The following is a 22,483-nucleotide window of genomic DNA, read 5'->3' on the forward strand; positions in this document are numbered from 1 at the left end:
GTTAGTCCAGGGGGCGAGCCTCACCGACACGGCAGTCGAAGGCGCCGGAAGCTTCGGCATTGGTCGAAGCGGCGTGCGCCCTCCTGCTCGATCATCGAGGCTGCAGTCCATCCTCCAACGAAGATCTTTGGCCTTCCTGGAGCCCTATACGATACGGGAGCGGTTTAACCACCAGAGGCGACTCAGCCCTTCCCTGTGGCGGCTGCGTTTGCGCGCGCCTTCATCTTCTCGTAGCGGGCCTGCATGCGGGCCTCGCCTTCCTTGCTGCCGTCGTGGAAAGTGCCCAACCATCGGTCGAACGGGATGAGGCCGTCGCCGTAGTTCACCTCGAAATATTTGTGATGGAGGTAATGGATGTAGGCGTGGCTATCGATGCTGGTGTCCTCGCCGAGTTCGACCTTGTCGAAGCCGACATGACCGGGAATGGCGCCGAAGCCGGCGTAGTGGAGCTGGTAGAGCGCAAGGATGGGGTTGGACGGGATGACCAGGTGCCAGAGTGCAACGCCGAGATAGCCGAGCTGCTCGACCGGATGCATCGACAGTGACGACCACGGCGACGGGTTCACCGAATTGTGGTGCACCGAATGCACCCATTTGTAGAGCGGCGGCCAGTGGATTGCCCGGTGCAGCAGGAAGAAATGCGTCTCGTGGATGATTGGCACCACCAGCGCCAGGCAAAACAGGTAGACGGGGTGCTCGGCGACTGTCAGCCACGGCACGTAGCCATTGGCATAGGCGTAGAGGATCGCGACCTCGATCGCCGTCCAGATCGGCATGCCGGTGCCGAAGGTACGCAGCATGTTGTCGAGGTTCTGGTTCTCGAAGAAGAAAGCCTTGCTCTTCTGCTCCGAGGGCCATTTGCCGTTGTATTTGAAGCGATTGCCCTGGGCTCTCAAAATGTAGAGCCGGAGCTCGAAGACGCCGAAGAAGACAAGCAGCGCCGCGCAGTTGACGAGGAAGAGCCTGAGGATCCATCCGACGCTCAGCGTCTTCATGACCTCGACGTCGGGCAGCACGTAGTGCCACCACGCGACCGCCGAGAGCGCGAACAGCAGATTGTAGGGCAGGAAATAGTGCGGCAGCCATTTCAGCAGCGCCAGCGGACGCGGCGGAAAGGCGAACAGCGGCGCGGTGCCTGCCGGTTCGCTCGGAGCCCAGTCGCCCCTCTTGTTGCGCGTGCCGTATTTGAGATCGTCCATGGCGGGGCCTCGCAGGTAGGAAATCACCTCTGTCACCGGGCATCCCTGTTTACAATCTCGGCCATATCCTTCCCACGGCCAGAACTAAATGCCCTTGTTCATTCAGAGTAACATCGCTCCGAAAGGAAGGCCGTCAGTTCTTTGATCAGATCAGATCAAATGTTCTCGGCGGTGAAGGTTATGAATCGAATCGGCGGGTTCTCGATCGGAAGGTCGTGAATCCCAAGCCTGGACAGAACAAGGTCGATAGAGCGCCGAGCCTGTGCCTCCGGCGCCTGGTCAAACACCACGTCCATAGTTCCGTCGCGAAGGGCTTGAGAGCTCTTTTCGGTGAGCTCGTGCCCGACAAAAAAGATGTCGCGATCACGGGCATGGCGGCGCAACACGTCGTTGAGAGCGCCATTGGCGCCGCCCGCATTGTAAAGGCCGACAAGATCCGGACGCTGCTGCAAGGTTTCCCGGAGCATCATCGCGCTGCGCGTGTCTTCATCGCCACCGAACAGCACTTCAGCGAACAGAAAATCTCCCCGCGGGTGTTCTCCAAGATAATCGGAGAAGCCGCGAATACGGTCGCGATGAACCTGGTAAATGTGGCTGTGGCAGATACCCACGACAGTGCCGCCGCGTCTCTGCATGTGGCTCAGAAGATGCGCCGCCATGCGTCCCGCAGCATAATTATCGATGCCGATATACTCTGCCCTGGAGCCCGCTATGCGCGTGACAATCTGCACTGCAGGCATTCCGCGCGATTCGACCTGCGCCAGCGCTTCGCCAATGGACGGATGGTCCGGGACCGCCAGGATGAGACCAGATCGCCGAATACCGGGCTCGAGGATCCGCTGCGCGATAGCCTCGGGCCGGTCTTCCGGCAAAAACGTCCGCTGAACCATGATGGATTTGTCGAGCGATGCCGCAATCCGTTCGAATGCTGCCGACAGACGGGCAAAGAAGGTGGTCTCAGGTCGGACCAGCAGCACCTCAATGCGCAAGATGCCGCGGTGGGCTTCGGGCAGCCGGCGCTGGTAGTCGAGAGCTCGCGCCGCGGCGACCACCTTTTCGACTGTTTCGGGCCGAACCCCTCCCCTGCCGTTCAGCACGCGTTCAACTGTAGCGGTGCCGACGCCGGCCCGGCTGGCGATATCGAAAAAGGTCGGGTTGGAGATGAAACCCTCCGGTGATCTGAGCTCGACTAGCCTAGAGCCAAGTCTCCTCCATTCCAAAAGTCGCAGACTCTATGGAGCGGCGCTGCGGGGAAGCCAGGTCAAGCCGGACCTGATCCCCTTGGCTTGGCCAAAGACTGAATCAATCGATGGGTCCCTTTCTCTAGGGGCCGGAAAGCTTGAGCTGCATTACGCAGCCGGTCTGTCAGATATATGATTACGCAAAAACCGTTGCTTACACCATTATCATCCATTCCATTTCCAACGAGGGCCACGAATTTTGTGTCAGCTTGCCTGCCCTCGGCGCGAAACGATATGCGCGACAAACACAGTGCGCAGGTCGGCCGTACGCGCAAATCCGAAGGCTTTGGCAAGGCGCGACACTGCCGAAGCGCTCATGCCTGCGGCCGACGCAAGTTTTCGGCCATTCCTAAACGCCAGCAGGTCAGGATTCTCAAATGCCAGCCGCGCCAGATCATGAAGTTTGCCAGGGAGTTTGACATCCCTCGGGCAATACCGATTCTTATAGCCACGAAATCAGATGACCTATCAGGCGGCAGCGCTGACCGGGCAGGCAGATGTTCGAAAGGCGTCATCGGTTCCAATCCACGTCTATCGCATTTGGTGGTCGGGTTGGTTTCCGTTCGCTATGACCAGCGGCTCGGACCGCGATTTCGGCACGTCGCGCACTAGGCAAATACGACGGTCTTGTGCCCGCTCAGCATTACGCGGCGCTCCAGATGCATCTTCACGGCGCGGGCGAGCACGCGCGACTCGATGTCACGACCTGCCGCCACAAAGTCGTCGGCCGTCATAGAGTGCGTGACCCGCTCGGTTTCCTGCTCGATGATCGGTCCTTCGTCGAGATCCGGGGTCACATAGTGGGCGGTCGCGCCGATCAATTTCACGCCGCGGTCATGCGCTTGGTGGTAGGGTCTGGCACCTTTAAAGCTGGGTAAGAATGAGTGGTGAATGTTGATCGCCCTGCCAAAGAGGCGGCCTGAAAGCTCATTTGAAAAGACCTGCATGTATCGAGCCAATACCACCAACTCTGCACCGGTCTCATTTGTCAGCTGGAGCAGTTTTGCCTCTTGGTCCGGTTTGTTCTCCTTGGTCACTTTCCACAGATGAAACGGGATGTTTTCGATCTCCGCTGTACGACGCGCATTTTCATGATTTGAGACTATCCCAACGACCTCGGCGTCGAGCCAACCGACCCGGATCTGGTAGAGCAGGTGCAGCATTGCGTGGTCGAATTTCGATACCATAAGGATCACCTTAGGACGCCTGTCGATATCAGATATCGACATAGTCATGGCGAAGCGATCCGAGGCCGGGCGCAACACACGCTTGATGTCCTCGTTGCCGACGCGGTCAGTCACCGTGAACGCTATTCTCAGGAAGAAACGATTGGTCTGACGATCCCAGAACTGGGCGGACTCGGCGATGTTCGCACCGATCAACGCCAGCTCGCGGGTGACCTCCGCCACGATGCCAGGCCTGTCCTCGCAAGTGAGCGTCAGGATGAAGTTCTTGTCTGCCATATCGTCCTTTCTTGGGCTCGCGGAGCCACGTGCAATCGATCAGCCATTTGAGGAGGGTCTTCAAACCAAAATTTGGGTCCGTGAGCAGGTTCACGTCGGGCGCTATGTCCCTCTCGATCATCATCTTGGCCAGCCTAATGTCCTTGGCGACAGCATTGCCGGTTCCGATCCCGGATTGCCGGCCGGATCGTGGCGGTTACCGGGCTACCTCTCGCTGGCCGTTCGAGGATGCGCCTATGTCAAAGGCTTCGATCGGATCTGATGCCAGGAGCATACACGATTGCCGCTTGCAATATCAGCTATCTGAAATACTTTCTTTCAAATGCTTCAAATTCACTGGCTTGCGATTTGAAAGATTCTGGCAAATTCTCTACGCGGCGTCCAACCATTGCCGATCTGGCACGGCAGGCCGGGGTCAGCATCTCGACCGTCGATCGCGTGCTCAACGGCCGCGATCCTGTGCGCCGTGACAAGGCCGAGCGCGTACTTAGTGCTGCCGAAGAGATTGGCTTTCATGCAGCCGGCCTGATCCGCAAACGAATCGGGCCGGAGCGCCCTGCCAAGACCCTCGGCTTCCTGCTACAGCAGCCTTGGCGGCTGTTTTATCAGGATCTCGGCCACGCGTTGGCTGAGGAGACCAGAGCCAACCCACTCATCCAGGGAACGCCGCGCGTCGTCTTTGTCGACAACCTTGATCCTGCCGCGATCGCCGAGCAGATGAACCAGTTGGCCAAAAGCGTCGATGCGCTCGCGGTGGTTACCGCCGACCATCCGCATGTCTCACGGGCGGTCGACGGCTTCGCTGAACGCGGTGTCCCGGTCTTTGCCCTGATCTCGGAACTGTCCGCGCAAAACCGGATTGGCTATGTCGGCCTCGACAATTTCAAGGTCGGCAGGACTGCCGCTTGGGCTATTTCGGGATTGTGCAACAAGCCCGGCAAGGTCGGCATCCTGGTCGGCAGCCATCGCTATCGCTGCCAGGAGCAGAACGAGATGGGCTTTCGCTCGTATTTCCGCGAGCACGCATCAGATTTCTCGTTGATCGAGCCACTCGCCAGCCTTGAGGATTCGCGCTACTCGGCAGAAATCACTCGCGAGCTGTTTGCGAGGAACCCTGATCTCGTCGGCCTCTACGTCGCTGGCGGTGGCATTCGCGGCGTCATGCAGGCTTTGCGGGAACAGCCGGATTTCCAGCGCATCATCACCGTCGGTCACGACCTGACGGCAGAGACGCGAACGGGATTAATCGATGGCGTGCTCAAGCTGGTAATCTCTCATCCGATACAAAACCTGTCGCAGACGGTCGTTGCCGCGATGGCGCTAGCGGCAACTCAATCTCGTCAGGAGGCATCTGTCCCGGTAGTGCTACCTTTCGATCTGCATGTCTCGGAAAACGTATGATATTCCCACCACGCACGCGTTTCTGTCCGGGAACAGGCCCGGTTGTTCGCATCGTCTTCTAAGGCCTGTTGAGATTCATCGAGAGAAAAAGGCCGGCAGGTCACGCCACGGGCTTCCCGCGCGCGCGATCCATAGAACCGCCTCAATGAAGCGCCGGTTGTCGCCTCCACTTCGTCCGGGGTCTACCGGCTTACCCAGACAATGCGGTTCCATCTTCGCCCATTGGGCGTGCGATGAGCTCGGAGGCCCGTACAGTAAGACCGCCAAGCCGTCGCGAGATGATCAAATGGTATCGACGACGCCGCCGTCGACACGAAGCGCCGCGCCTGTTGTCGCAGATGCCTGCGTCGAACAAACATACACGACCATGTTTGCGACTTCCTCGACGGTCGCTGCGCGCTGGATCACGGAGCTCGGACGATGCTGCCACACAAACTCGGTTGCGACCTCCTCAAGGGATTTGCCTTGCGCGGATGCTGTCTCCTTGAGCATCGATGCGACCCCGTCCGACAAGGTAGGTCCCGGCAGGACGGAATTGACGGTCACGCCAGTGCCGGCCATCCGTTTGGCAAGGCCGCGCGAAATGGCTAGCTGCGCGGTTTTGGTGAAGCCGTAGTGGATCATTTCCGGCGGAATGTTCAAGGCCGACTCGGACGAGATGAAGACCACTCTTCCCCAACCCTTTGCCACCATTCTCGGCAAATACCCACGCGCCAACCGCACGCCGGACATGACATTCGACTGGAAGAAGCGCTCCCATTCCGTGTCGTCGATGTCGAAGAAATCTTGAAGAGCGTAGATGCCAAGGCAGTTCACAAGGATATCGCAGTTTGGATGTTCGGCCAGCATTTTCTCGCACGTCTGCGGTATTGCTAGATCTCCAGCAAAGCCCGTCACCTTCGCATTCGCGTAGCTCCGTCGGATATCATTCAGCGCCCGGTCAACGCTCTCCCGGGTTCTGCCGTTGAGAACAACTTCGGCTTCACTCGCCGCCAACCCCTTCGCTATCGCCAAACCGATACCGGCGGTCGATGCGCTGACCACGGCCTTCTTTCCCGATAGGTTAATTATCACTGTTCATCCTTCCATTGCGCCGAGGCATTTCGGAGTTTCAGTCCACGCCGGAGCCGCAACGGACAGGAGAAGAAATACGCTGCCCCAATCTGTGATGCATCGGAGAGCAGCGCGGAAATCGCCAAACCCATCGGCTCGCGTCAAACTTGCGGGAGATGGTAGACCCAAATGGGCTTTGGCGTCACTGCGCCATACGGCCAGCAGATGTTTCAATCCCGCCAAACAGTTCAGGATCACCGGTCGAAGCGCCCGGCATTGATCTAAAATTATGGTCATCCCTACGTGCCACGAGGTTGAAACCCTATGGCTACTCGCAGACTGGTTCAGACCTGCTTCTGCTGCTCGAGCAGGTAGCGACCCGGAGGCTTGCCGAGCACCTTACGAAACATCACGACAAAGCTGCTCGCGCTTTCGTAGCCCAGATCGTGAGCAACAGTTTGCACGCTCTCGCCGGCCGTCAGGCGCTGGAGGGCAAGGATCACATGCAGTTGCCGACGCCAGCGGCCAAAACTCATGCCGATCTCCTCCATCAACATGCGGCTGAGGCTACGTTCACTAAGCGCGACGCGCGCGGCCCATACGCCAAGCGTCGCGCGATCCGCTGGGTTAGCCAGCAATAGCTCCGCGAGCTTCTTCAGTCGCGGATCCTCGGGGATCGGAAGTCGGAGATTCTCGATCGGTGCAGCTGCGAGCTCGTCGAGGACGACGGAGACGAGGCGGCCGTCATGACCCTCAACCTCATAGAGTTCCGGGAGGTCCACTACCCGGACCAGCAATTGTCGCAGAAGACTCGATACGGCGATCGTGCAGCATTCAAGCGGAAGGTTCGCGGTCGCCCTGGGCTCGACAAAGATGCAGAAGCACTCGATATCGCCCACGCCGAAGGCGGTATGCGGCAACCCCCCGGGAATCCATACCGCGCACCGCGGTGGCACAATCCAGATGCCGTCGTCGACTTCGCAATTGATGATCCCGCGGACCGTGTAGAGCAGTTGTGCCTTCTGATGGCTATGCCGTCGGGATCGCTCCCATCTCTCCATGTTGCCGGCAAAGCTGACCGCGATGAGATCACGGGGAACAGTATCGACATGCGCAGCCAAATCGATGCCGACGTCGAGATGCATGCAAAGCCTCTTTCGGGTACGCGAACGTGGCCGGATTGATACATATTGTGGCTAACTTGCGCAATGACGCCGCAGCCCTCGGTATCTACTCTGTCCAGCAAATGGCCTGGGCTCGAGCCACAATTTTCCATCGAGCTCGTCTTTTCTATTGGAGTTGCGTCATGGTCTTGGACACATCCGAATTTCCACTGGTGTGGATGCGCAATGTAGCTGCTACGGGTCCGTCCGACGCCGACGCGGTGTTCACTGTCTTCGAAGAACTGTTGCGTCGCGGTGAAACCTTCATTCTGATGAGCGAGCCGAGCGACCATTCGCCTGCTCACGAGCACACTCAAGAAGAAAAGAAACGCACATCGCTCTGGATGAAGAAGCACCGGCGCGAGCTAAAACTCGTCAAGGCGATGGTGATGATCGAGCCGAGCATCGCGAAGCGGCTTGCGATGAAGCCCTTTTCCATGATGTTTGAGAAGTTCTGGGGTTACCCGATGTTGATGGCCAATAATCGGGACGAGGCGCTGGCGATTGCACGAAAACTGCTCAACGACAACGCATCGGTGTCGCGGCCGGCGGCCGGCTGAGGCCGAGGAGCAGAACGGGGTGAGGAATCCGGTGCCCGCAGCATATGCCGCGGGCTCCGAGTACAATCTGTCAGAAGGAACGAATCCCTCCGATCGCGTCGTTGCCTATGTCGAAGTTGCGGTAATCGACCTCGGCCGTAACCTTGAGGCCCGGAACAACAGTGTAGGCGACATTTGCCGCCAGCCCGAAGGTCTTGCCCTCATCATAGGACAGCTGGACGTTGAAATCCGTCTTCTCATTGATGTTGTAGGTGCCGCCGCCCTAGACAGCCCAGTTGCCATTCCATAGCCTGCTACGACAAAATATCGAAGGGCATATGGCGAGCCGATCAATACTGACATCGCAGTCAGCTCCGCGGCCGAACAAATTGTCGGCAATAGTGCACTTTCGGCAGGTCAGCTTCAGCGCGTGGAGAAGCCTCGTGCAGCTGAAATGACATCCGCGACCAAGTCCTGCCTGAGCATTTCGACGGGAACGCGACCATCGAGAAGGGGCGAAGGGCGGATCAACCAAAGCCATGCCACCCTGGGACAGGTGATCAAGGAAAGCACGTCCCGTATTCCTGGAACAGGTCTGCCATCGACGAATTGAGCCATCGGGAAGACATGCTTCCGGGAGCCCTTTCGCAGTGCAACAACGTCGTTGCGACGTTGCTACCAATGCAATGTCGATCGCGGTATGCGGAGGGTTTTTCCAGATAGGTCGATCCGACCACCCGGCCCGCCCAGTTTTCGATACCCGCAGATCCGAGATCGCTAAAGCCATCGCGCGCTTCGACAACATGGGTCTCGCGCGCGCTCTCGATTTGTGCCCCGGGAGAGGCCCCTGATCGCTATCGACACTGGTTCCGAAACGACGCGCAGCCTCAACTGCGAGCACGTGAACAAATTCCGAGGCCAGGCCGGCGAGGTCATTGTGGATGGCAACGTTGCCAGCCGAAATCAAACCATGCGTTTTTATGACCTCATTGTACTGAGCCAGCACGCGTTCGACTTCCTTTGCAATGAAGCTTTCAAACTCATCCCTGTGAATTCCATTTGCAAAGTCCACAGACTTAGCCATTTCGTGGCCCCCAAGTCCTGAAATGCATTGGCAACGGTGCATGCCCCCACCACCCGCGTGCTCTGTTGATCTCGTCCTCCGGTGTGTGTTCTTGTTGACCAGGCGTCCTTGCAGCTAACGCCTCGCCGTCGTTCCAGTGGCTTCGTGTTCCCGAATCTCCATCGCCGTCGGGACACGCCCGGCGGTGGCGGCGACGTCGAATACCTGGTCCTGGGTCCGCTCGAAGAAATCGGCGGAAGCTGAAGGGCTCGACGGCAATTGTGAATTCTGAAATGAGCCGAAGGCGCCGCGGTCAGCCCAAGCGGTGAATGTGGTGAGCAACAACGGCTCCTCCGGATTTTCCATCCGGAAGCGAAACAGGAATCCAGGCGCACACGCTGCCGCCGTCCCTACGCCATCTATGTGCCTGCGACCGTTTTCGATGTGCTCTGGTTTGCACCAATGATGTACGATGCGAACGAACAATTGACCTCTCCAATTCAGTGATTGTTGCGCGGCACGTTCCCGGACTGGGCAACCCTCTGGTACTTGACCGCCGGCTTCAAAATCATGCCGCTGCCGAGCTGATCCACCATCTCGCGCTGGATCTCCTGCCATGGCGTCTGGCTTGCAGCAATCTTGAAGCCACCGGACTCAACGAGCTTGGAGCGCCTCAGTGCGAACTCTTCATCCGAGATCAAGATGTTCGCCGTCCCCTGCTTGAGGTCGATGCGTACCCGGTCGTTCGTCTCAAGCAGGGCGAGCCCGCCACCCGCGGCCGCTTCCGGAGAGGCATTGAGGATGGAGGGCGAGCCCGAAGTACCCGACTGGCGGCCATCGCCGATGCAAGGCAGCGACAGTATGCCCTTTTTTATGAGTAGCGCCGGCGGCTGCATGTTCACCACCTCCGCCGCACCCGGATAGCCGATCGGTCCCGTTCCCCGCATGAACAAGATGCAGTTTTCGTCGATCTTCAGCTCTGGATCGTCGATACGGTGGTGGTAGTCTTCCGGACCCTCGAAGACGATGGCGCGGCCTTCGAACGCTTCGGGGTCCTTCGAGTTCGAGAGATAACGTGACCGAAATTCGTCCGAAATTCCGCTCGTCTTCATCACCGCATTTTCGAACAAATTGCCCTTCAGCACTGCGAAGCCGGCTTCCTTGCGCATCGGCTTGGTCACCGGGAAAATCACCCTGTGATCCAGGACGCTGGCGTTCGCGCAATTCTCGCCTATCGTGCGCCCGTTGACGGTCAGCGCGTCCTCGTGAACCAGCTTTCCCTTCATCAGTTCGTTGACCACAGCAGGAACCCCACCGGCGCGATGGTATTCTTCGCTGAGATATTCCCCCGCTGGCTTCACATTCACGATCAACGGTACCTTGCGGCCGACCTTTTCCCAGTCCTCGATGCTCAGCTCGACGCCGATATGGCGGGCGATGGCATTGATGTGGATGGGTGCATTGGTTGATCCGCCGATAGCGGAGTTGACAACGATGGCGTTTTCGAACGCCTTCCGAGACAGGATGTCGCTGGGCTTCAGGTCCGCCCACACCATCTCGACCGCCCGCCTCCCCGTCTCGTAGGCGATCTGCCCGCGCTCGCGATAGGGTGCGGGAATTGCAGCGCAACCCGGGAGGCTCATGCCGAGCGCCTCGGCAAGTGAGTTCATGGTGGTGGCAGTGCCCATCGTGTTGCAGTGGCCCACCGAGGGAGCGGATGAGGCAACGATATCCATGAACTCGTCATAGCCGATCTCGCCTGCAGCGAACCGCTCGCGGCTTTTCCAGATGATGGTGCCGGAGCCGGTGCGCTCGCCTTTCCACCAGCCGTTCAGCATCGGTCCGCCGGAAAGGACGATGGCGGGAATATTCACGGTGGCTGCCGCCATGATGCAGGCCGGAGTGGTCTTGTCGCATCCCGTGGTCAGCACAACGCCATCCAGCGGATAGCCGTAGAGCACTTCGACGAGGCCGAGATAGGCGAGGTTTCGGTCCAGCGACGCTGTCGGGCGCTTGCCCGTTTCCTGGATCGGGTGAACCGGAAATTCGAGGCACAGCCCACCCGCGGCCGTAATGCCGTCGCGGACACGCTTGGCGAGTTCGAGATGATGACGATTGCACGGCGACAGATCGGATCCGGTCTGCGCGATGCCGATGATCGGCTTGCCCGACTGCAATTCCTCCCGCGTGAGGCCGAAGTTCAAATAGCGCTCCAGATAGAGCGCCGTCATGCCGGGGTTGTCGGGATTGTCGAACCAGAGCTTGGAACGCAGGTTGGCCTTCTTTCGTTCGGCACTCTGCACTGCGGATGCAACGCTTTCGCCTGGCCTCGCCGTGGCACCGTTGGCATGAGGTCTGCTCTTGTTGTTGTCGGCCATTTCCGGATTCCTGTGTCAGTCCGTTTTGTTTCCCGATCCCCGTTCAGAGGGACGAGGAAACCATTCAACCTTCGAATTTTCCGCCGAGTTCGTCCTCGATGTGGGCGAGGATGATCTCGTCGAAGTTGTTCTCCACGGTGAAGCCCAGTTCCCGCGCTCGCTTGGCCTCGACGCGCGGCTTGACGCCGACGATGCGTTGGATGCGTTCGTCGGGTTCGTACCGGATGCGTGCAGCGACCCTCGCGCCGGCAATCCGCTTGAGCGCCGCGATCTGCTCGCCGACGGTGCAGTTGATGCCGGGCACGGTAAGACTGACGTTCGAGCCGAGTTGCTCGCGGTTAAGGCTGGCGGCATGAATCAGGAAGCCCACTGCCGAGCGCGGCGATGCATGAGTGTGCGTGACGGTCTCGGGCACGGGCAGGATCGCTTCCTGCCCGGCCAGAGGCTCACGAATGATGCCGGAAAAAAAGCCGGAGGCTGCGGCATTTGGCTTGCCTGGCCGCACGCAGATGGTCGGCAGCCGGATGCCGACAGCGTCGACAAAGCCCCTGCGTGTATAGTCCGCGAGCAGCAGTTCGCAGATCGCCTTCTGCGTCCCGTAGGATGTCCGCGGCGTCAGGTGGAAATCATCCGCAATGGTAGCGCCGAATGGAGCGCCGAAGACCGCGCCGGACGAAGCGAAGATCAGCTTTGGATGATAGTCGCGATCAGCCTTGCGTATCGATTCCAGCAGATTGTGTGTGCCGCCGAGATTGATCCGATAGCCCTTTTCGAAATCGGCTTCGGCCTCGCCGGACACGACGGCTGCGAGATGGAAGATAATATCGGGACGCTCGCGGATGGCCCTGTCGCTCTCGCCCGGCGCCGAAATGTCCGCTGCGACGGCTTCGACGCTGCCGCCAAATCCGACAGGTGCCGGAGGAGCCACGATATCGATGAGGGTCATCTTGCCGATCGGCTTGCCGTTCAGCCCGCCGTCATTCAGGAGCCGCTCGGTGAGTTTGCGACCGATCATGCCGGCCGCGCCGATTATGAGAATATGCATTTGGTGCTCTACCTCACGCTGATTTCGTCGCCCAAATTGTCCCGATCGCTGAACCGACCGTTGGCGCTCACATGACCAATTCCACGAGGTAAGGCCCAGGCGTTGCCAGTCCGCGACCGAGTTGGTCGGCCAACTCTTCAAGTGTCGTCGCCCGACCTGCCTCCACGCCCATGGAACGAGCAAGGCCAACCCAATCGAGGTCCGGACGCCCGATGTTGAGCAAGTCCAGGGCTTTCGGTCCCGGACTTGGCACACCGACATTCGCAAGTTCCTGCTTGAGGATCGCGTATTCGCGATTGGCGAAAATCACGGTGGTAATGTCGAGGCCCTCGCGCGCTTGCGACCAGAGCGACTGAAGGGTGAACATCCCGCAACCATCCGCCTCGAGACAAAGCACCTTGCGATCAGGACACGCAATTGCCGCCCCGGTGGCCGCTGGCATGCCAAAGCCGATAGAGCCGCCGACGTTCTGAAGCCAGTCATGCGGTCGGGAATTTCTTGTTGCCGGGAACAGCCCGCGGCCGGAGGTCACCGATTCATCGACGACGATGCCCTGGTCTGGAATAAGCGCACCGATTACAGCCGCCAAGCCGGGTAGTGTGATTGCTCCGTGGGGTAAAGCCGGGGGTTCAAGGGCTTCGACTTTTCTATCGGTGCGGGCGCCGATGAGATCCGCGAGGGCCGCCAGCGCCTGAACGATGTCTTCGTCCGGAGTCGCAAGCGTCGCAACTTCGCAGCTTTGCGGCAGCAACACACTCGGCTTTCCAGGATGGGCGAAAAACGCTACCGGCACTTTCGCACCCGCCAGCACGATGGTGCTCAGTTCCCCCAGTGTGTCGAGAGCGTGACTAATTGAATACTGGAGACGTTCGACAGCCAGCCGTCCCGCCCCGCGCTCGAATCTCGGATTGAAGGTTTCCGCGAGAAGGTGCGCACCAGTTGCCTCAGCGATACGGGCCGCATATTTCAGCCCGTCCCCAAGCAGTGCGGCGTTACCCAGAAACAGCAGCTTCGGTCCAGGACCGCGCAGCGCTTCGGCTGCGAGCGTGATTACCTTGTCATCGACGATCGCACGCGCGGGCGGCGGCGGCACTTCAGTCGGTCCGACAGCCTCGCCCCAGGCAGTATCTGCGGGAAGGATCAGCGTCGCCACACCAGCCGTCGGGCTTCGGGCGGCAACGATGGCATCGGCGCCATCTCGCGACACTGCATTCGCATCGCGCGACGTGCGCACCCATTTGGAGAATGGCCGAGCGGTTCCCTCGACGTCGGAAGTGAGAGGTGCGTCGTGCTGGCGATGGTAGCTCGTATGATCCCCGACGATATTGACGACAGGTGTCCGCGCACGCCCGGCATTGTGCAGGTTTGCATTCCCATTCGCGAGCCCCGGCCCGAGATGCAGCAATGTCGCAGCCGGTTTTCCGGTCATGCGGGCGTAGCCGTCAGCTGCTCCTGTTACGACGCCCTCAAACAGCCCCAGGACGCAGCGCATCCCGTCGATGCGATCAAGCGCCGAAACGAAATGCATCTCGGAGGTACCAGGATTCGTAAAGCATACATCCACTCCGCCATCCAGCAGAGTATGCACCAAGCTCTCGGCCCCATTCATTGAATGGGATCCTTCTGAACTTCGATTCTTAATTTTAGGGCTGTCCAGCATTTCTAATAGCTCTTCAAAGGAAGGGGTCTATTTTCGCTTTCCATCGCGCTTAGTTCTTCCGAGGCGCGCGCAGCAAGGTATCTGCTGTCGCTCGCGAGGGTCACGAATTGCCAGCCCTTGGCCGCCATCTTCAGTGCGTAACTGCTGCTCGCGTTATGAAGACCTGGGATCACCTTGTGCCGCTTGCACGCCGCCAGGATGGTTTCGAGCGCCTTGACGACCGGCTCCTCGGTCTGATCGACCTGGGGGGTGCATCCCAATGTAAGCGACAGATCCGCCGGGCCAACGTAGGCTCCATCAACGCCGGGCGTGCTCAGGATTTCGTCAATATTCTCCAGCGCCTCCTTCGTTTCGATCATCGGCATCACGATGACCGTATCGTTGGCGTGCTGGGCGTAGTCTGAACCGGCATACAGGGAGGCCCTTATCGGACCGAAGCTGCGATTGCCTTTCGGGGCATACTTGCAAGCGCGCACGAGTTGCTCTGCTTCCTGGCGCGAATTGATCATTGGACAGATGATCCCATAGGCCCCGGCATCCAGCATTTTCATGATCGATGCCGGCTCGTTCCAAGGTACGCGGACCAGCGGAATTGTGGTCGTCGTCGAGATTGCTTGAAGCATCGTGACAGCGATCTGGTAGTCGATGAGGCCATGCTGCATGTCGATGACCAGAGAATCGAAGCCCTGATGCGCCATGATCTCTGCAGAGAAGCTCGAAGGTATCTGCAGCCAGCCATTGACGACCATGCCGCCACCGGACAACTTCGATCTCACGGTATTCTCGCGCATCTTGAGACTCCTTCCTGGGTAGCCGCCGGCAACTTTCATCACCCTCTTCACGAGGCAGGGTGCTTCGGTTTCGGGGGCTGCTTGTCTCTTATCGTGGCCAAAACAGCTGCGACCTGACGCACCCATCGGGTACCCCGGTCAGCATCAGCTGGTCTCGCGCTATTGCACTAGGCCAAGCAGACTGGTTGGGATGCTGCGCTCACGCGCCGCTCCCCTTGCCAGTCTTCCGGAGAGCTGCGGTTGCCACAGGATCATGCTCGAAGGTAACGGGATCAACGACAACGCCGTAAATGTTACGAGCGGCAGCGGCACTCACCAGACCTTCCTCGACGTCGAAAACGACACGTTCGGGATCGCGGGCATGAGGATCGCCATACCCGCCGGCACCGGATGTTCTCCAGCTGAGCACGTCCCCTTCGTCCAGCGTATAGGTGCCTTTCGAATTGAGCTCGCGCTCGCCGCTTTGGCCGGCATTGAGCAGCGTGACGCCTTTCGTTCCGCTATGGCCTCCGAACAGGCCAAAGGGCGCGAATTTCACGCGATCGCCGAGGTTGAACATCTTCACATTGCCGACTGTCAGCTGCAAATCGCGCCGCACACCGAAGCCGCCACGGAACGTGCCGGCGCCAGCCGAGTCGGGGATCAGGCCGAAATGTTCGAACAACACCGGCCTGCGGCTCTCCTGCACCTCGATGGGCACGTTGCTTGCGTTCGCGGGAAAGGAGGTGGCCTCGAGGCCATCCTTGTTCGACCGCGCACCGACACCACCCATGGTCAGCTCCCAGCAGACGAAAGGCTGGCCCGTCTTCGGATCGAGACCACCAAGGATCGGGTTGAACATATGCGAGCCAGCCGCCAGGCTTCGGCCAGGAACCGCCTGCGAAAGGGCTGCCATCACCACCTCATAGATGCGCGGCGAGTTCACGGCACGGCCGCCGCAGGGTGCCGGCCGGCGCGGATTGAGAAAACAGCCTTCCGGAGCCGTGACCGTAATAGCGCCGATGATCCCCTGATTTTGCGGCAGGTTCGGCAGGGTCACGCTCTTGACCGCCGCAATGGAGTAAGCGGTCGTGTAAGTGAGATAGCTGTTCATGCCGGCGTCGCGCTGTGGGCCGCTCCCGGTCCAGTCGACGTTGATGCTGTCTCCGGAGACCGTTACCGTCACCTTGAAAACAACCGGGTCCGTGCCCGGCCCGACATCGTCCATGCAATCTTCGTAGGAGTAGGTCCCTGGTTTGAGTTCGCGCAATGCATTGCGCATCGCTTCCTTGCTGCGCGACAGGATTTCGGACATGCAACCACGCAGCGTCGGCGCCCCGTAGCGTTGACCGAGTTCACGCAACCGCCGCGACGCACCCATGTTCGAGGCGTATTGCGCGCGGATGTCGCCGAGCACATCGGAGACCCGGACGTTTGCTTCGATCATCCTGAAGATGTCGGCATTTGGCTCGCCCGCCGTGTAAAGGCGGGTCGGCATGATGCGCAACCCTTCCTGGTAGTTGTCGAACAGCCCCGCAACGCTTTGCGATCCGCTGGCCGCCCCACCGATGTCGATCTGGTGCGCGATATTCACGGCATACCCCAGAAGCTGGTTGTCCAGGAAGGCGGGAGAAACCATGTAGATGTCCGGCAGATGCCCAGACCCGATCGCCGGATCGTTGCAGATGATCGCGTCACCTTCGCGAAGCGACTCAAGAGGAAAGTTTGCAAGCATTCTGCGAACCGCGAAGGCCATGGAGCCCAGGTGGCCAGGGCTGTAATCGCCCTGTGCGATAAGGTTGCCGTCGGGATCGAAGACAGCCGTCGAGAAGTCCGTGCCCTCCCGAACCGCAACGGAGTAGGCCGTACGGCTCAGCGTGACGCCCATCTCAGCAGCGATGGTAAGCAGTCCTCCCCAGACGACGGAGAAGGTTACCGGGTCGATTCTTTCCGGTGTGCCCATTTGATTTCCCTCGTAGGAGAAAGTTTCCGGGTCGATCTTTGCCGGTTTGCCCATTTGATTTCCCTCAAACTCCGCGTCTGCTTTTAGTGAAGGTCAACGATGATGTTGCCGGATCCATCGACCTGCGCGAGGCTGTTCGGCAGGATGACGATCGTGGATTCATGTTCCTCGACGAGTGCAGGGCCCTTGAAGCGTTCCCCTGACTTGAGCAGGTACCGGTCGTACACCGGGCACTCGGCAAAGCCGTTCGTCTCCGGGAAGTAGACGCTGCGGTGGTTTTTCAACGCCTTGTCGGCACTGCCCCCCAGTGCGGGCGTCTCCGGGAACGTTAACTTGGGCAGTTCCACACGCGCGCTCAGGTGCAGTTTGACAAACTCGACGCTGTCGTCACGCGAGAATGTGCGCTCTCCATAGGTCTTGCCGTAAACCTTGAAGAAGGCATCACGAACTTCGGATGCAGCCGCATCGTCGGAGGGAAGCTCGACGTTGATTTCATAACCCTGACCGACGAAGCGCATGTCGGCGCTGAAGGTGAAATGAACGTCACGACCGTCGAAAGATCCGGCTGCAATCTGGCGGCGCGCTTCCTCCACCAGAAGCTCGAACGTGTCCGTGACCTGATCCACGTTGGCGTCATTCGTCTCGACGATCAGCGTTCGGGCAAGGTCGAAGCGGACATCGCCCATCAGAAGGCCGACAGCCGACTGCACGCCCGCACCACTCGGAAAGACGATGCGCGTGCAGCCCAGCATGCGGGCGATGCGCCCGCCGTGAACAGGGCCGGCTCCGCCAAACGGGATGAAGGAGAAGTCCCGCGGATCCTTGCCGCGGCCGACCGAGACGACGCGTGCAGCCTCTGCCATCTGAGCAGTAACGACCTCGAAAATCCCCCATGCCGCGGCAGCTGTATCGATTCCGAGGACGTCGCCGACGTGCGTCTGAATGCCCTTGCTTGCCGCGTCGCGATCAAGCGACATCTTGCCGCCGAGGAAGTAGTCCGGGTTGATGTAGCCCAGGATTACGTCCGCGTCGGTCACTGTTGGGCGCGTCCCACCGCGGCCATAGCAGATCGGCCCAGGAACACTGCTGGCACTTTCAGGCCCGACCTTGATCGAGCCCATCTCGATCCGAGCGATGCTGCCGCCTCCGGATCCGATCTCGACCAGATCGATCGCCGGGATATCGATGGGCAGACCGCTGTTGGGCTTTAGGTTGACCATGTCGACCTCGAACTGGCCGGCAAGGAAGGGCTTGCCATCCTCGATCATGCACACTTTGGCGGTGGTTCCGCCCATGTCGAAGGAGATGATGTCATTGCCCGCAGCCTTGGTGTAGCGCGCGGCGGTCAGCACACCCGCTGCGGGGCCTGATTCAACGATTCGTATCGGGAATTTCTTGACGATCTCGGGGGTCGCGATGCCGCCGTTCGATTGCATGATCAGCAGCTCGCCCTTGTATCCGCGCTCTCGCAGACCATCGACCAACCGCTTGACGTAACGCTGAACGGGCGGGACCACATAGGCATTCAGAGTCGTCGTGCTGCCGCGCTCATACTCGCGAAGAACCGGCGAGATTTCGGATGAAAGCGTAACCGCGATCGACGGTGCGACCTCACCCAGGATCTCCGCAACGCGCTGCTCATGGGCAGGATTGGCGTAGCTGTGGAGGAAGCAGATGCCCACCGACTCGATGTCTGCGCTCAGCATTTCGGCAGCAACGCGCCGGACGGCATCCTCGTCCAGCACCTTGTGCACCGTACCATCAAACAGCATCCGTTCCGGCACTTCCCAGGTGTATTTGCGCCGAACCACCGGAACCGGCCGATCAACGCTCGTGTCGTAGATCTCGGCGCGCCGCTGACGTCCAATGATCTGAACATCGCGAAAGCCTTGGGTTGTGATCAAAGCCGTCTTTGGTCCGTTTCTCTGGATGATTGTGTTCGTGGCAATTGTTGTCGCGTGACGCACATCCGAAACATCGGCGACCGAAATCCCCATCACCGCCGTTATTTGTTCAATGCCGTCGAGAACAGCCAGCGATGGATCTGCCGGCGTTGTCAAAAGTTTCAGAAACTCAATTCCGTGATCCAGATCGTTGAACAGCGCGAAGTCTGTGAACGTGCCGCCAACATCTACGCCTATTCGATAGCTCATCTCACCCTCAGCAAAACCAAAATTGCCCGCCAATCAATCGTTGGGCTTAGCGGAAATTATTTCCGCATATTTCGAACCAAAGCGCAAGACCCTTTCGCGCGAAAATTAGGGCGAATGCGTTGGTCCGACGTTTTCTGCGATTTGCTCGGTGATACGGCCCATGCGCTTGGGCCCTGGCCGGCCCGTTCACAGCCGCCGCGAGTGGCGGTGCGGCATCGAACGCGGTTGGGAAATTGATGCCCCTCCGAGGATCCACCAAGGCTCCGAATCGCTCAGTTCCGGAAACGGCGCGGTTTGGGTATACTCCGGCGACCGGCAAATCCGACAACAAGGATCAGCCACGCCCTACGAATGGCATGTTGGTAGCCATCACGGTCATGGTCAGGATGTTTGCCGACAATGGCAATGAGGCCATGTGCAACACGGCGGCGACAACATTGGCTACATCCATCACAGGTTCAGGGATGAGGCGACCGTCTGCCTGTCGCGCGCCAGTTGTCATTCTGGATGTCATCTCGCTTGCGGCATTGCCGATGTCGATTTGGCCACAAGCGATGTTATGAGGGCGCCCGTCGAGGGCGCATGCTTTGGTAAGGCCGGTGATCGCGTGCTTGGTGGCTGAATAAGGTGCCGACATAGGCCGCGGCGTATGAGCCGAGATGGAGCCATTGTTGATGATCCGCCCGCCCTTGGGAGATTGTTGTTTCATGACTCGGAAAGCCTGGCGAGCACACAGGAACGGCCCCGTGAGGTTGGTGTTGACGATTGCTGTCCAGGCCTCCAGCGGAAGTTGGTCGATGTCGACAGCAGGAGCCGAGATTCCGGCATTGTTGAAGACGACGTCGACGCGACCGAACCGCTGGACAGCGTGGTCGAACAAAGCTTCCACCGCCGCAGCGTCCGTCACGTCGGCCGGGTGCGACAGTGCCCTCTCCCCGGTTGCGCCGGCCGCAGCAATTGTCTCGGCCAGCCGGTCGGCGCGACGCGCGGTGACGATGACATTGTACCCGGCTTCGAGAAAGGCGATCGCGGTCGCCCGGCCGATACCGGATGATGCCCCGGTGATCAACGCCACTCTTCCCTCATTCATGTTGGGTCTTTCCTGCTGATTGTTCGTCATGTTTTTTGTGCCTCTGTGCAGATAATCTCTTCCGGCAGCGCCAGTTGCGCCAGCCGTTCAGGCTCGGAAGCCCGCAAATCTTCGCGCGCCCTCAAGCAGGCGCGAGCTGCGTATTGGATCGGGGATATGAGCGCCGGTGCGCCGTTCAGCTCAAGCAATGCCAGGGATTGACGGGACAATTGATCGATTTGTGGATTGGCCTGATCCAGCCAACAACAGCTTGGACCCTGCCTGTCTCATCGGACCGTCGATCCATCAGCCACAGGGTTTTATCCCAACCCTGAAACGGCGCTGATGTATCTTGATATCACTCCTCGGTCTTGGGTGATGGCGATTGCGCTTCCAGAATGCTCTCGACCTTGCGAACAAGGTCCGCAAGCCGAGGTCCAACTTCATTCATCAGGAAGCCAGGATCGAGATAGTCGGCAATTCCACCGCAGTTGAAAGCGACGACGTTGCCAGTATCGCGCATTCGCAGAGGCACGGCGACCGCTCGAATATGCGACAGCCACATCCTGTCGGCGATGCAAAATCCCTTCTCGCGAAACAAGGCAACGTTGTCGTCGATCTGTCTGCGAAAACTATCCAGGTCGGGAATCTTGGACTTCAGCAAGTCCAACACCTCCTGCCGTTCGGCATCATCGAGGCCGGCCAGATAGGCATGGCCCATCGCAGTGCGCTCGATCGGAACACGCGAGCCAACTTCAAACTTCAATGAGAACTGGTCCTCCACGCTCTCCCTCGCGGTGTAGAGCATCTTGTCTTCGTAGCGACGCGCAATGCACACCGGAACATGCGAAAATCCCGCAAGCTCTTTCATGAGTGGACGTGCAACGTGGCTTACCAGGTCGTTGGCCATGTAAAGGTAACCCAACGCAAGACAGGCGTCGCCCAGCCGATATTTGCCGACCTCGGGCAAATATTCGACGTAGTTCAGATTTCCCAAGGTGTAGCAAAGCCGCGAAACCGTGGCGTTCGAAAGACCTGAAAGTCGAGCCAGATCTGTTGTACCCAGCACCTCCCCGTTACCCAGGAAGCGAAGCAGCGCGAGTCCTCTCGAAAGCGCCGTCACAAACTGCCTATCGCCCGAATCTTCTTCGAAATCGGCTATCGGCAATGTCTGCGCTCTTTTTCTCATTCGGGTCCTCTTAGATCGCGCCAGGGATTGGAGGCCACCTTTCGGTGATAACCAGCCTCCATTCTCTCATAGCCTTCCAACGTTGCGAAGCAAGCTGGCCACGATGGATCATAAAGTCGGCGCCAGGACATCGGCCCTGCTCCTCTGATTGCTCTTATACGCTGCCAGCGTACCGCCCCGTATGATCTTGCCAGGAAGGGGATGCCCGACGAGCTGTTCGACGCGAAGTGACACCTCGCGGAGTCGGTCCAGATCGATGCCCGTCGAGATACCCATCTCCTCACACACATAGACCAGGTCTTCCGTGCAAATATTGCCGGCGGCGCCCTTGTGGCCGGCGAAGGGGCAGCCACCCAACCCGCCGACGGAGGAATCGAATTCCGCCACGCCAAGTTCCATCGCCGCCACCGCATTCGCCATCGCAGCGCCGCGCGTGTCGTGCAAGTGAAGCTTGATGGCGATATGCGGCCAGCGCTCCCGCACCGCCGAGATCGTCCGCTTGACCTGCAGCGGATTGGCCCAGCCCATCGTGTCGGCCAGCGTCACATGCTTCAGCTTGGTACCATTGTCATCGAGGATTCGGCTCGCCCGGTCGATAAGGCCGATCACCTTCTCCAGCGGCACGTAGCCCTCGAAGTTGCAGCCGAAGGCGGCCATAACGGCGATCATCGTCGCGTCAATGCCTGCCTCCCGGAACAATTCGATCCATTGCGGAAATTCCTCGAAGGTCTGGTCGATGCTGCGGTTGGTATTGCGCTTGACGAAGGTCTCGCTGGCGGTGATGGAGATCTGGCCGTAAACATCCGCCCGCCCCGTGGCCAGCGCATCCTTGAGCCCGCGCGGATTGAGCAGGACCACACGATAGGCAACATCCAGGCGCCGGCCCAGCTTTTCCAACACTTTGTCGGTGTTCGCCATCTGCGGAACCGCTTTCGGATTGACGAAGGATCCGACCTCGATGTCATGAAACCCGCAAGCCAGAAGATCGTCGATCATCGTCACCCTTTCGTCGACCGAAAGGATTTTCGGTTCGATCTGCAGGCCGTCCCGCGGGCCGACTTCGACGATGTTCACTGATTTCGGCAGGTCATACATGATGTCCTCATCATTCTTTGCGGCCCGGTCGGCGGACGG

20 protein-coding genes and 1 pseudogene are annotated in these 22,483 nt (G+C 59.4%); 3 read left to right on the forward strand and 18 right to left on the reverse strand.

The window, feature by feature from the left end:
- Nucleotides 1-182: 182 nt before the first annotated feature.
- The 3 genes from NKI85_RS26730 to purU all read right to left on the reverse strand — a co-directional run bounded on the left by NKI85_RS26730 (nt 183) and on the right by purU (nt 3,903).
- The gene (locus tag NKI85_RS26730) at nt 183-1,199 is read right to left on the reverse strand and encodes a sterol desaturase family protein (protein WP_352778880.1); all 1,017 of its coding nucleotides are present in this window, start codon (nt 1,197-1,199) and stop codon (nt 183-185) included.
- Between the two features lie 155 nt (nt 1,200-1,354).
- Nucleotides 1,355-2,362 carry a LacI family DNA-binding transcriptional regulator gene (locus NKI85_RS26735; protein ID WP_352778882.1) on the reverse strand — a complete coding sequence of 336 codons (1,008 nt, stop codon included), beginning with the start codon at nt 2,360-2,362 and terminating at the stop codon, nt 1,355-1,357.
- 686 nt (nt 2,363-3,048) lie between these two features.
- Complete coding sequence (gene purU, locus NKI85_RS26740) at nt 3,049-3,903, reverse strand: formyltetrahydrofolate deformylase (protein ID WP_352527240.1); 855 nt, start codon at nt 3,901-3,903, stop codon at nt 3,049-3,051.
- Between purU and NKI85_RS26745 the strand changes: the two genes are divergently transcribed.
- Together NKI85_RS26745 and NKI85_RS26750 are read left to right on the forward strand one after the other, a co-directional pair.
- Nucleotides 3,893-4,165, forward strand: a complete 273-nt coding sequence (locus tag NKI85_RS26745; RefSeq protein ID WP_352527239.1) for a hypothetical protein — start codon at nt 3,893-3,895, stop codon at nt 4,163-4,165. The genes purU and NKI85_RS26745 overlap by 11 nt on opposite strands.
- 86 nt (nt 4,166-4,251) lie before the next feature.
- Complete coding sequence (locus tag NKI85_RS26750) at nt 4,252-5,304, forward strand: LacI family DNA-binding transcriptional regulator (protein ID WP_352527238.1); 1,053 nt, start codon at nt 4,252-4,254, stop codon at nt 5,302-5,304.
- Nucleotides 5,305-5,379: 75 nt separating this feature from the next.
- Here the strand turns inward: NKI85_RS26750 and NKI85_RS26755 are convergent, their stop codons facing one another.
- The 3 genes from NKI85_RS26755 to NKI85_RS26765 form a co-directional block, all read right to left on the reverse strand.
- Nucleotides 5,380-5,571 (reverse strand): transposase, encoded by a 192-nt coding sequence (locus NKI85_RS26755; protein ID WP_502896108.1) that lies wholly within the window; start codon nt 5,569-5,571, stop codon nt 5,380-5,382.
- A gap of 15 nt (nt 5,572-5,586) precedes the next feature.
- Nucleotides 5,587-6,378 (reverse strand): SDR family NAD(P)-dependent oxidoreductase, encoded by a 792-nt coding sequence (locus NKI85_RS26760; RefSeq protein ID WP_352778859.1) that lies wholly within the window; start codon nt 6,376-6,378, stop codon nt 5,587-5,589.
- A 323-nt stretch (nt 6,379-6,701) separates the two neighbouring features.
- On the reverse strand, nt 6,702-7,502 hold the full coding sequence (locus NKI85_RS26765; protein ID WP_352778861.1) for an AraC family transcriptional regulator: 801 nt from the start codon (nt 7,500-7,502) through the stop codon (nt 6,702-6,704).
- A 161-nt stretch (nt 7,503-7,663) separates the two neighbouring features.
- On the opposite strand from NKI85_RS26765, the gene NKI85_RS26770 reads away from it, so the two are divergent.
- Nucleotides 7,664-8,080, forward strand: a complete 417-nt coding sequence (locus NKI85_RS26770) for a hypothetical protein (protein WP_352527303.1) — start codon at nt 7,664-7,666, stop codon at nt 8,078-8,080.
- 70 nt (nt 8,081-8,150) lie between these two features.
- Here the strand turns inward: NKI85_RS26770 and NKI85_RS26775 are convergent.
- From NKI85_RS26775 to NKI85_RS26825, 12 genes and pseudogenes are all read right to left on the reverse strand, one after another.
- Nucleotides 8,151-8,366, reverse strand: a pseudogene (locus tag NKI85_RS26775) (porin); the annotation flags it as partial.
- 116 nt (nt 8,367-8,482) lie between these two features.
- Nucleotides 8,483-8,710, reverse strand: coding sequence for an antitoxin Xre/MbcA/ParS-like domain-containing protein (locus NKI85_RS37965; RefSeq protein WP_502896110.1), 228 nt, complete (start codon nt 8,708-8,710; stop codon nt 8,483-8,485).
- A gap of 547 nt (nt 8,711-9,257) precedes the next feature.
- Entirely contained in the window at nt 9,258-9,608 is a 351-nt protein-coding gene (locus NKI85_RS26780) for a hypothetical protein (RefSeq protein WP_352527235.1), read from the reverse strand.
- Between the two features lie 14 nt (nt 9,609-9,622).
- Nucleotides 9,623-11,500, reverse strand: a complete 1,878-nt coding sequence (locus tag NKI85_RS26785; protein ID WP_352527234.1) for an IlvD/Edd family dehydratase — start codon at nt 11,498-11,500, stop codon at nt 9,623-9,625.
- Between the two features lie 64 nt (nt 11,501-11,564).
- The gene (gene denD / locus NKI85_RS26790; RefSeq protein ID WP_352527233.1) at nt 11,565-12,545 is read right to left on the reverse strand and encodes a D-erythronate dehydrogenase; all 981 of its coding nucleotides are present in this window, start codon (nt 12,543-12,545) and stop codon (nt 11,565-11,567) included.
- Between the two features lie 67 nt (nt 12,546-12,612).
- Nucleotides 12,613-14,154: an acetolactate synthase large subunit gene (locus tag NKI85_RS26795; RefSeq protein ID WP_352527232.1), complete on the reverse strand. Its 1,542-nt coding sequence runs from the start codon at nt 14,152-14,154 to the stop codon at nt 12,613-12,615.
- Between the two features lie 53 nt (nt 14,155-14,207).
- A complete protein-coding gene (locus NKI85_RS26800; RefSeq protein WP_352527231.1) occupies nt 14,208-14,996 on the reverse strand; it encodes an HpcH/HpaI aldolase family protein in 789 nt (262 codons plus the stop codon).
- A gap of 199 nt (nt 14,997-15,195) precedes the next feature.
- Nucleotides 15,196-16,992: a hydantoinase B/oxoprolinase family protein gene (locus NKI85_RS26805; RefSeq protein WP_352527230.1), complete on the reverse strand. Its 1,797-nt coding sequence runs from the start codon at nt 16,990-16,992 to the stop codon at nt 15,196-15,198.
- A 29-nt stretch (nt 16,993-17,021) separates the two neighbouring features.
- Entirely contained in the window at nt 17,022-19,091 is a 2,070-nt protein-coding gene (locus NKI85_RS26810; RefSeq protein ID WP_352527229.1) for a hydantoinase/oxoprolinase family protein, read from the reverse strand.
- 334 nt (nt 19,092-19,425) lie between these two features.
- Nucleotides 19,426-20,181 carry an SDR family oxidoreductase gene (locus NKI85_RS26815; RefSeq protein ID WP_352527302.1) on the reverse strand — a complete coding sequence of 252 codons (756 nt, stop codon included), beginning with the start codon at nt 20,179-20,181 and terminating at the stop codon, nt 19,426-19,428.
- Between the two features lie 337 nt (nt 20,182-20,518).
- The gene (locus NKI85_RS26820; protein ID WP_352527228.1) at nt 20,519-21,349 is read right to left on the reverse strand and encodes an IclR family transcriptional regulator; all 831 of its coding nucleotides are present in this window, start codon (nt 21,347-21,349) and stop codon (nt 20,519-20,521) included.
- Nucleotides 21,350-21,457: 108 nt separating this feature from the next.
- Complete coding sequence (locus tag NKI85_RS26825) at nt 21,458-22,444, reverse strand: hydroxymethylglutaryl-CoA lyase (protein ID WP_352527227.1); 987 nt, start codon at nt 22,442-22,444, stop codon at nt 21,458-21,460.
- Nucleotides 22,445-22,483 lie beyond the last annotated feature (39 nt).

It is taken from the genome of Mesorhizobium sp. M0571 (genome assembly GCF_040320985.1).
Lineage (GTDB): Bacteria > Pseudomonadota > Alphaproteobacteria > Rhizobiales > Rhizobiaceae > Mesorhizobium.

What these genes read in the sequence shown, in the direction of transcription:
- NKI85_RS26765 (WP_352778861.1), bottom strand. Translation starts at nt 7,502, where the DNA reads ATGCATCTCGACGTCGGCATCGATTTGGCTGCGCATGTCGATACTGTT.
- NKI85_RS26770 (WP_352527303.1), top strand. Translation starts at nt 7,664, where the DNA reads ATGGTCTTGGACACATCCGAATTTCCACTGGTGTGGATGCGCAATGTA.
- NKI85_RS26825 (WP_352527227.1), bottom strand. Translation starts at nt 22,444, where the DNA reads ATGTATGACCTGCCGAAATCAGTGAACATCGTCGAAGTCGGCCCGCGG.
- purU (WP_352527240.1), bottom strand. Translation starts at nt 3,903, where the DNA reads ATGGCAGACAAGAACTTCATCCTGACGCTCACTTGCGAGGACAGGCCT.
- NKI85_RS26730 (WP_352778880.1), bottom strand. Translation starts at nt 1,199, where the DNA reads ATGGACGATCTCAAATACGGCACGCGCAACAAGAGGGGCGACTGGGCT.
- NKI85_RS26800 (WP_352527231.1), bottom strand. Translation starts at nt 14,996, where the DNA reads ATGCGCGAGAATACCGTGAGATCGAAGTTGTCCGGTGGCGGCATGGTC.
- NKI85_RS26795 (WP_352527232.1), bottom strand. Translation starts at nt 14,154, where the DNA reads ATGAATGGGGCCGAGAGCTTGGTGCATACTCTGCTGGATGGCGGAGTG.
- denD (WP_352527233.1), bottom strand. Translation starts at nt 12,545, where the DNA reads ATGCATATTCTCATAATCGGCGCGGCCGGCATGATCGGTCGCAAACTC.
- NKI85_RS26805 (WP_352527230.1), bottom strand. Translation starts at nt 16,992, where the DNA reads ATGGGCAAACCGGCAAAGATCGACCCGGAAACTTTCTCCTACGAGGGA.
- NKI85_RS26820 (WP_352527228.1), bottom strand. Translation starts at nt 21,349, where the DNA reads ATGAGAAAAAGAGCGCAGACATTGCCGATAGCCGATTTCGAAGAAGAT.
- NKI85_RS26815 (WP_352527302.1), bottom strand. Translation starts at nt 20,181, where the DNA reads ATGAATGAGGGAAGAGTGGCGTTGATCACCGGGGCATCATCCGGTATC.
- NKI85_RS26810 (WP_352527229.1), bottom strand. Translation starts at nt 19,091, where the DNA reads ATGAGCTATCGAATAGGCGTAGATGTTGGCGGCACGTTCACAGACTTC.
- NKI85_RS26785 (WP_352527234.1), bottom strand. Translation starts at nt 11,500, where the DNA reads ATGGCCGACAACAACAAGAGCAGACCTCATGCCAACGGTGCCACGGCG.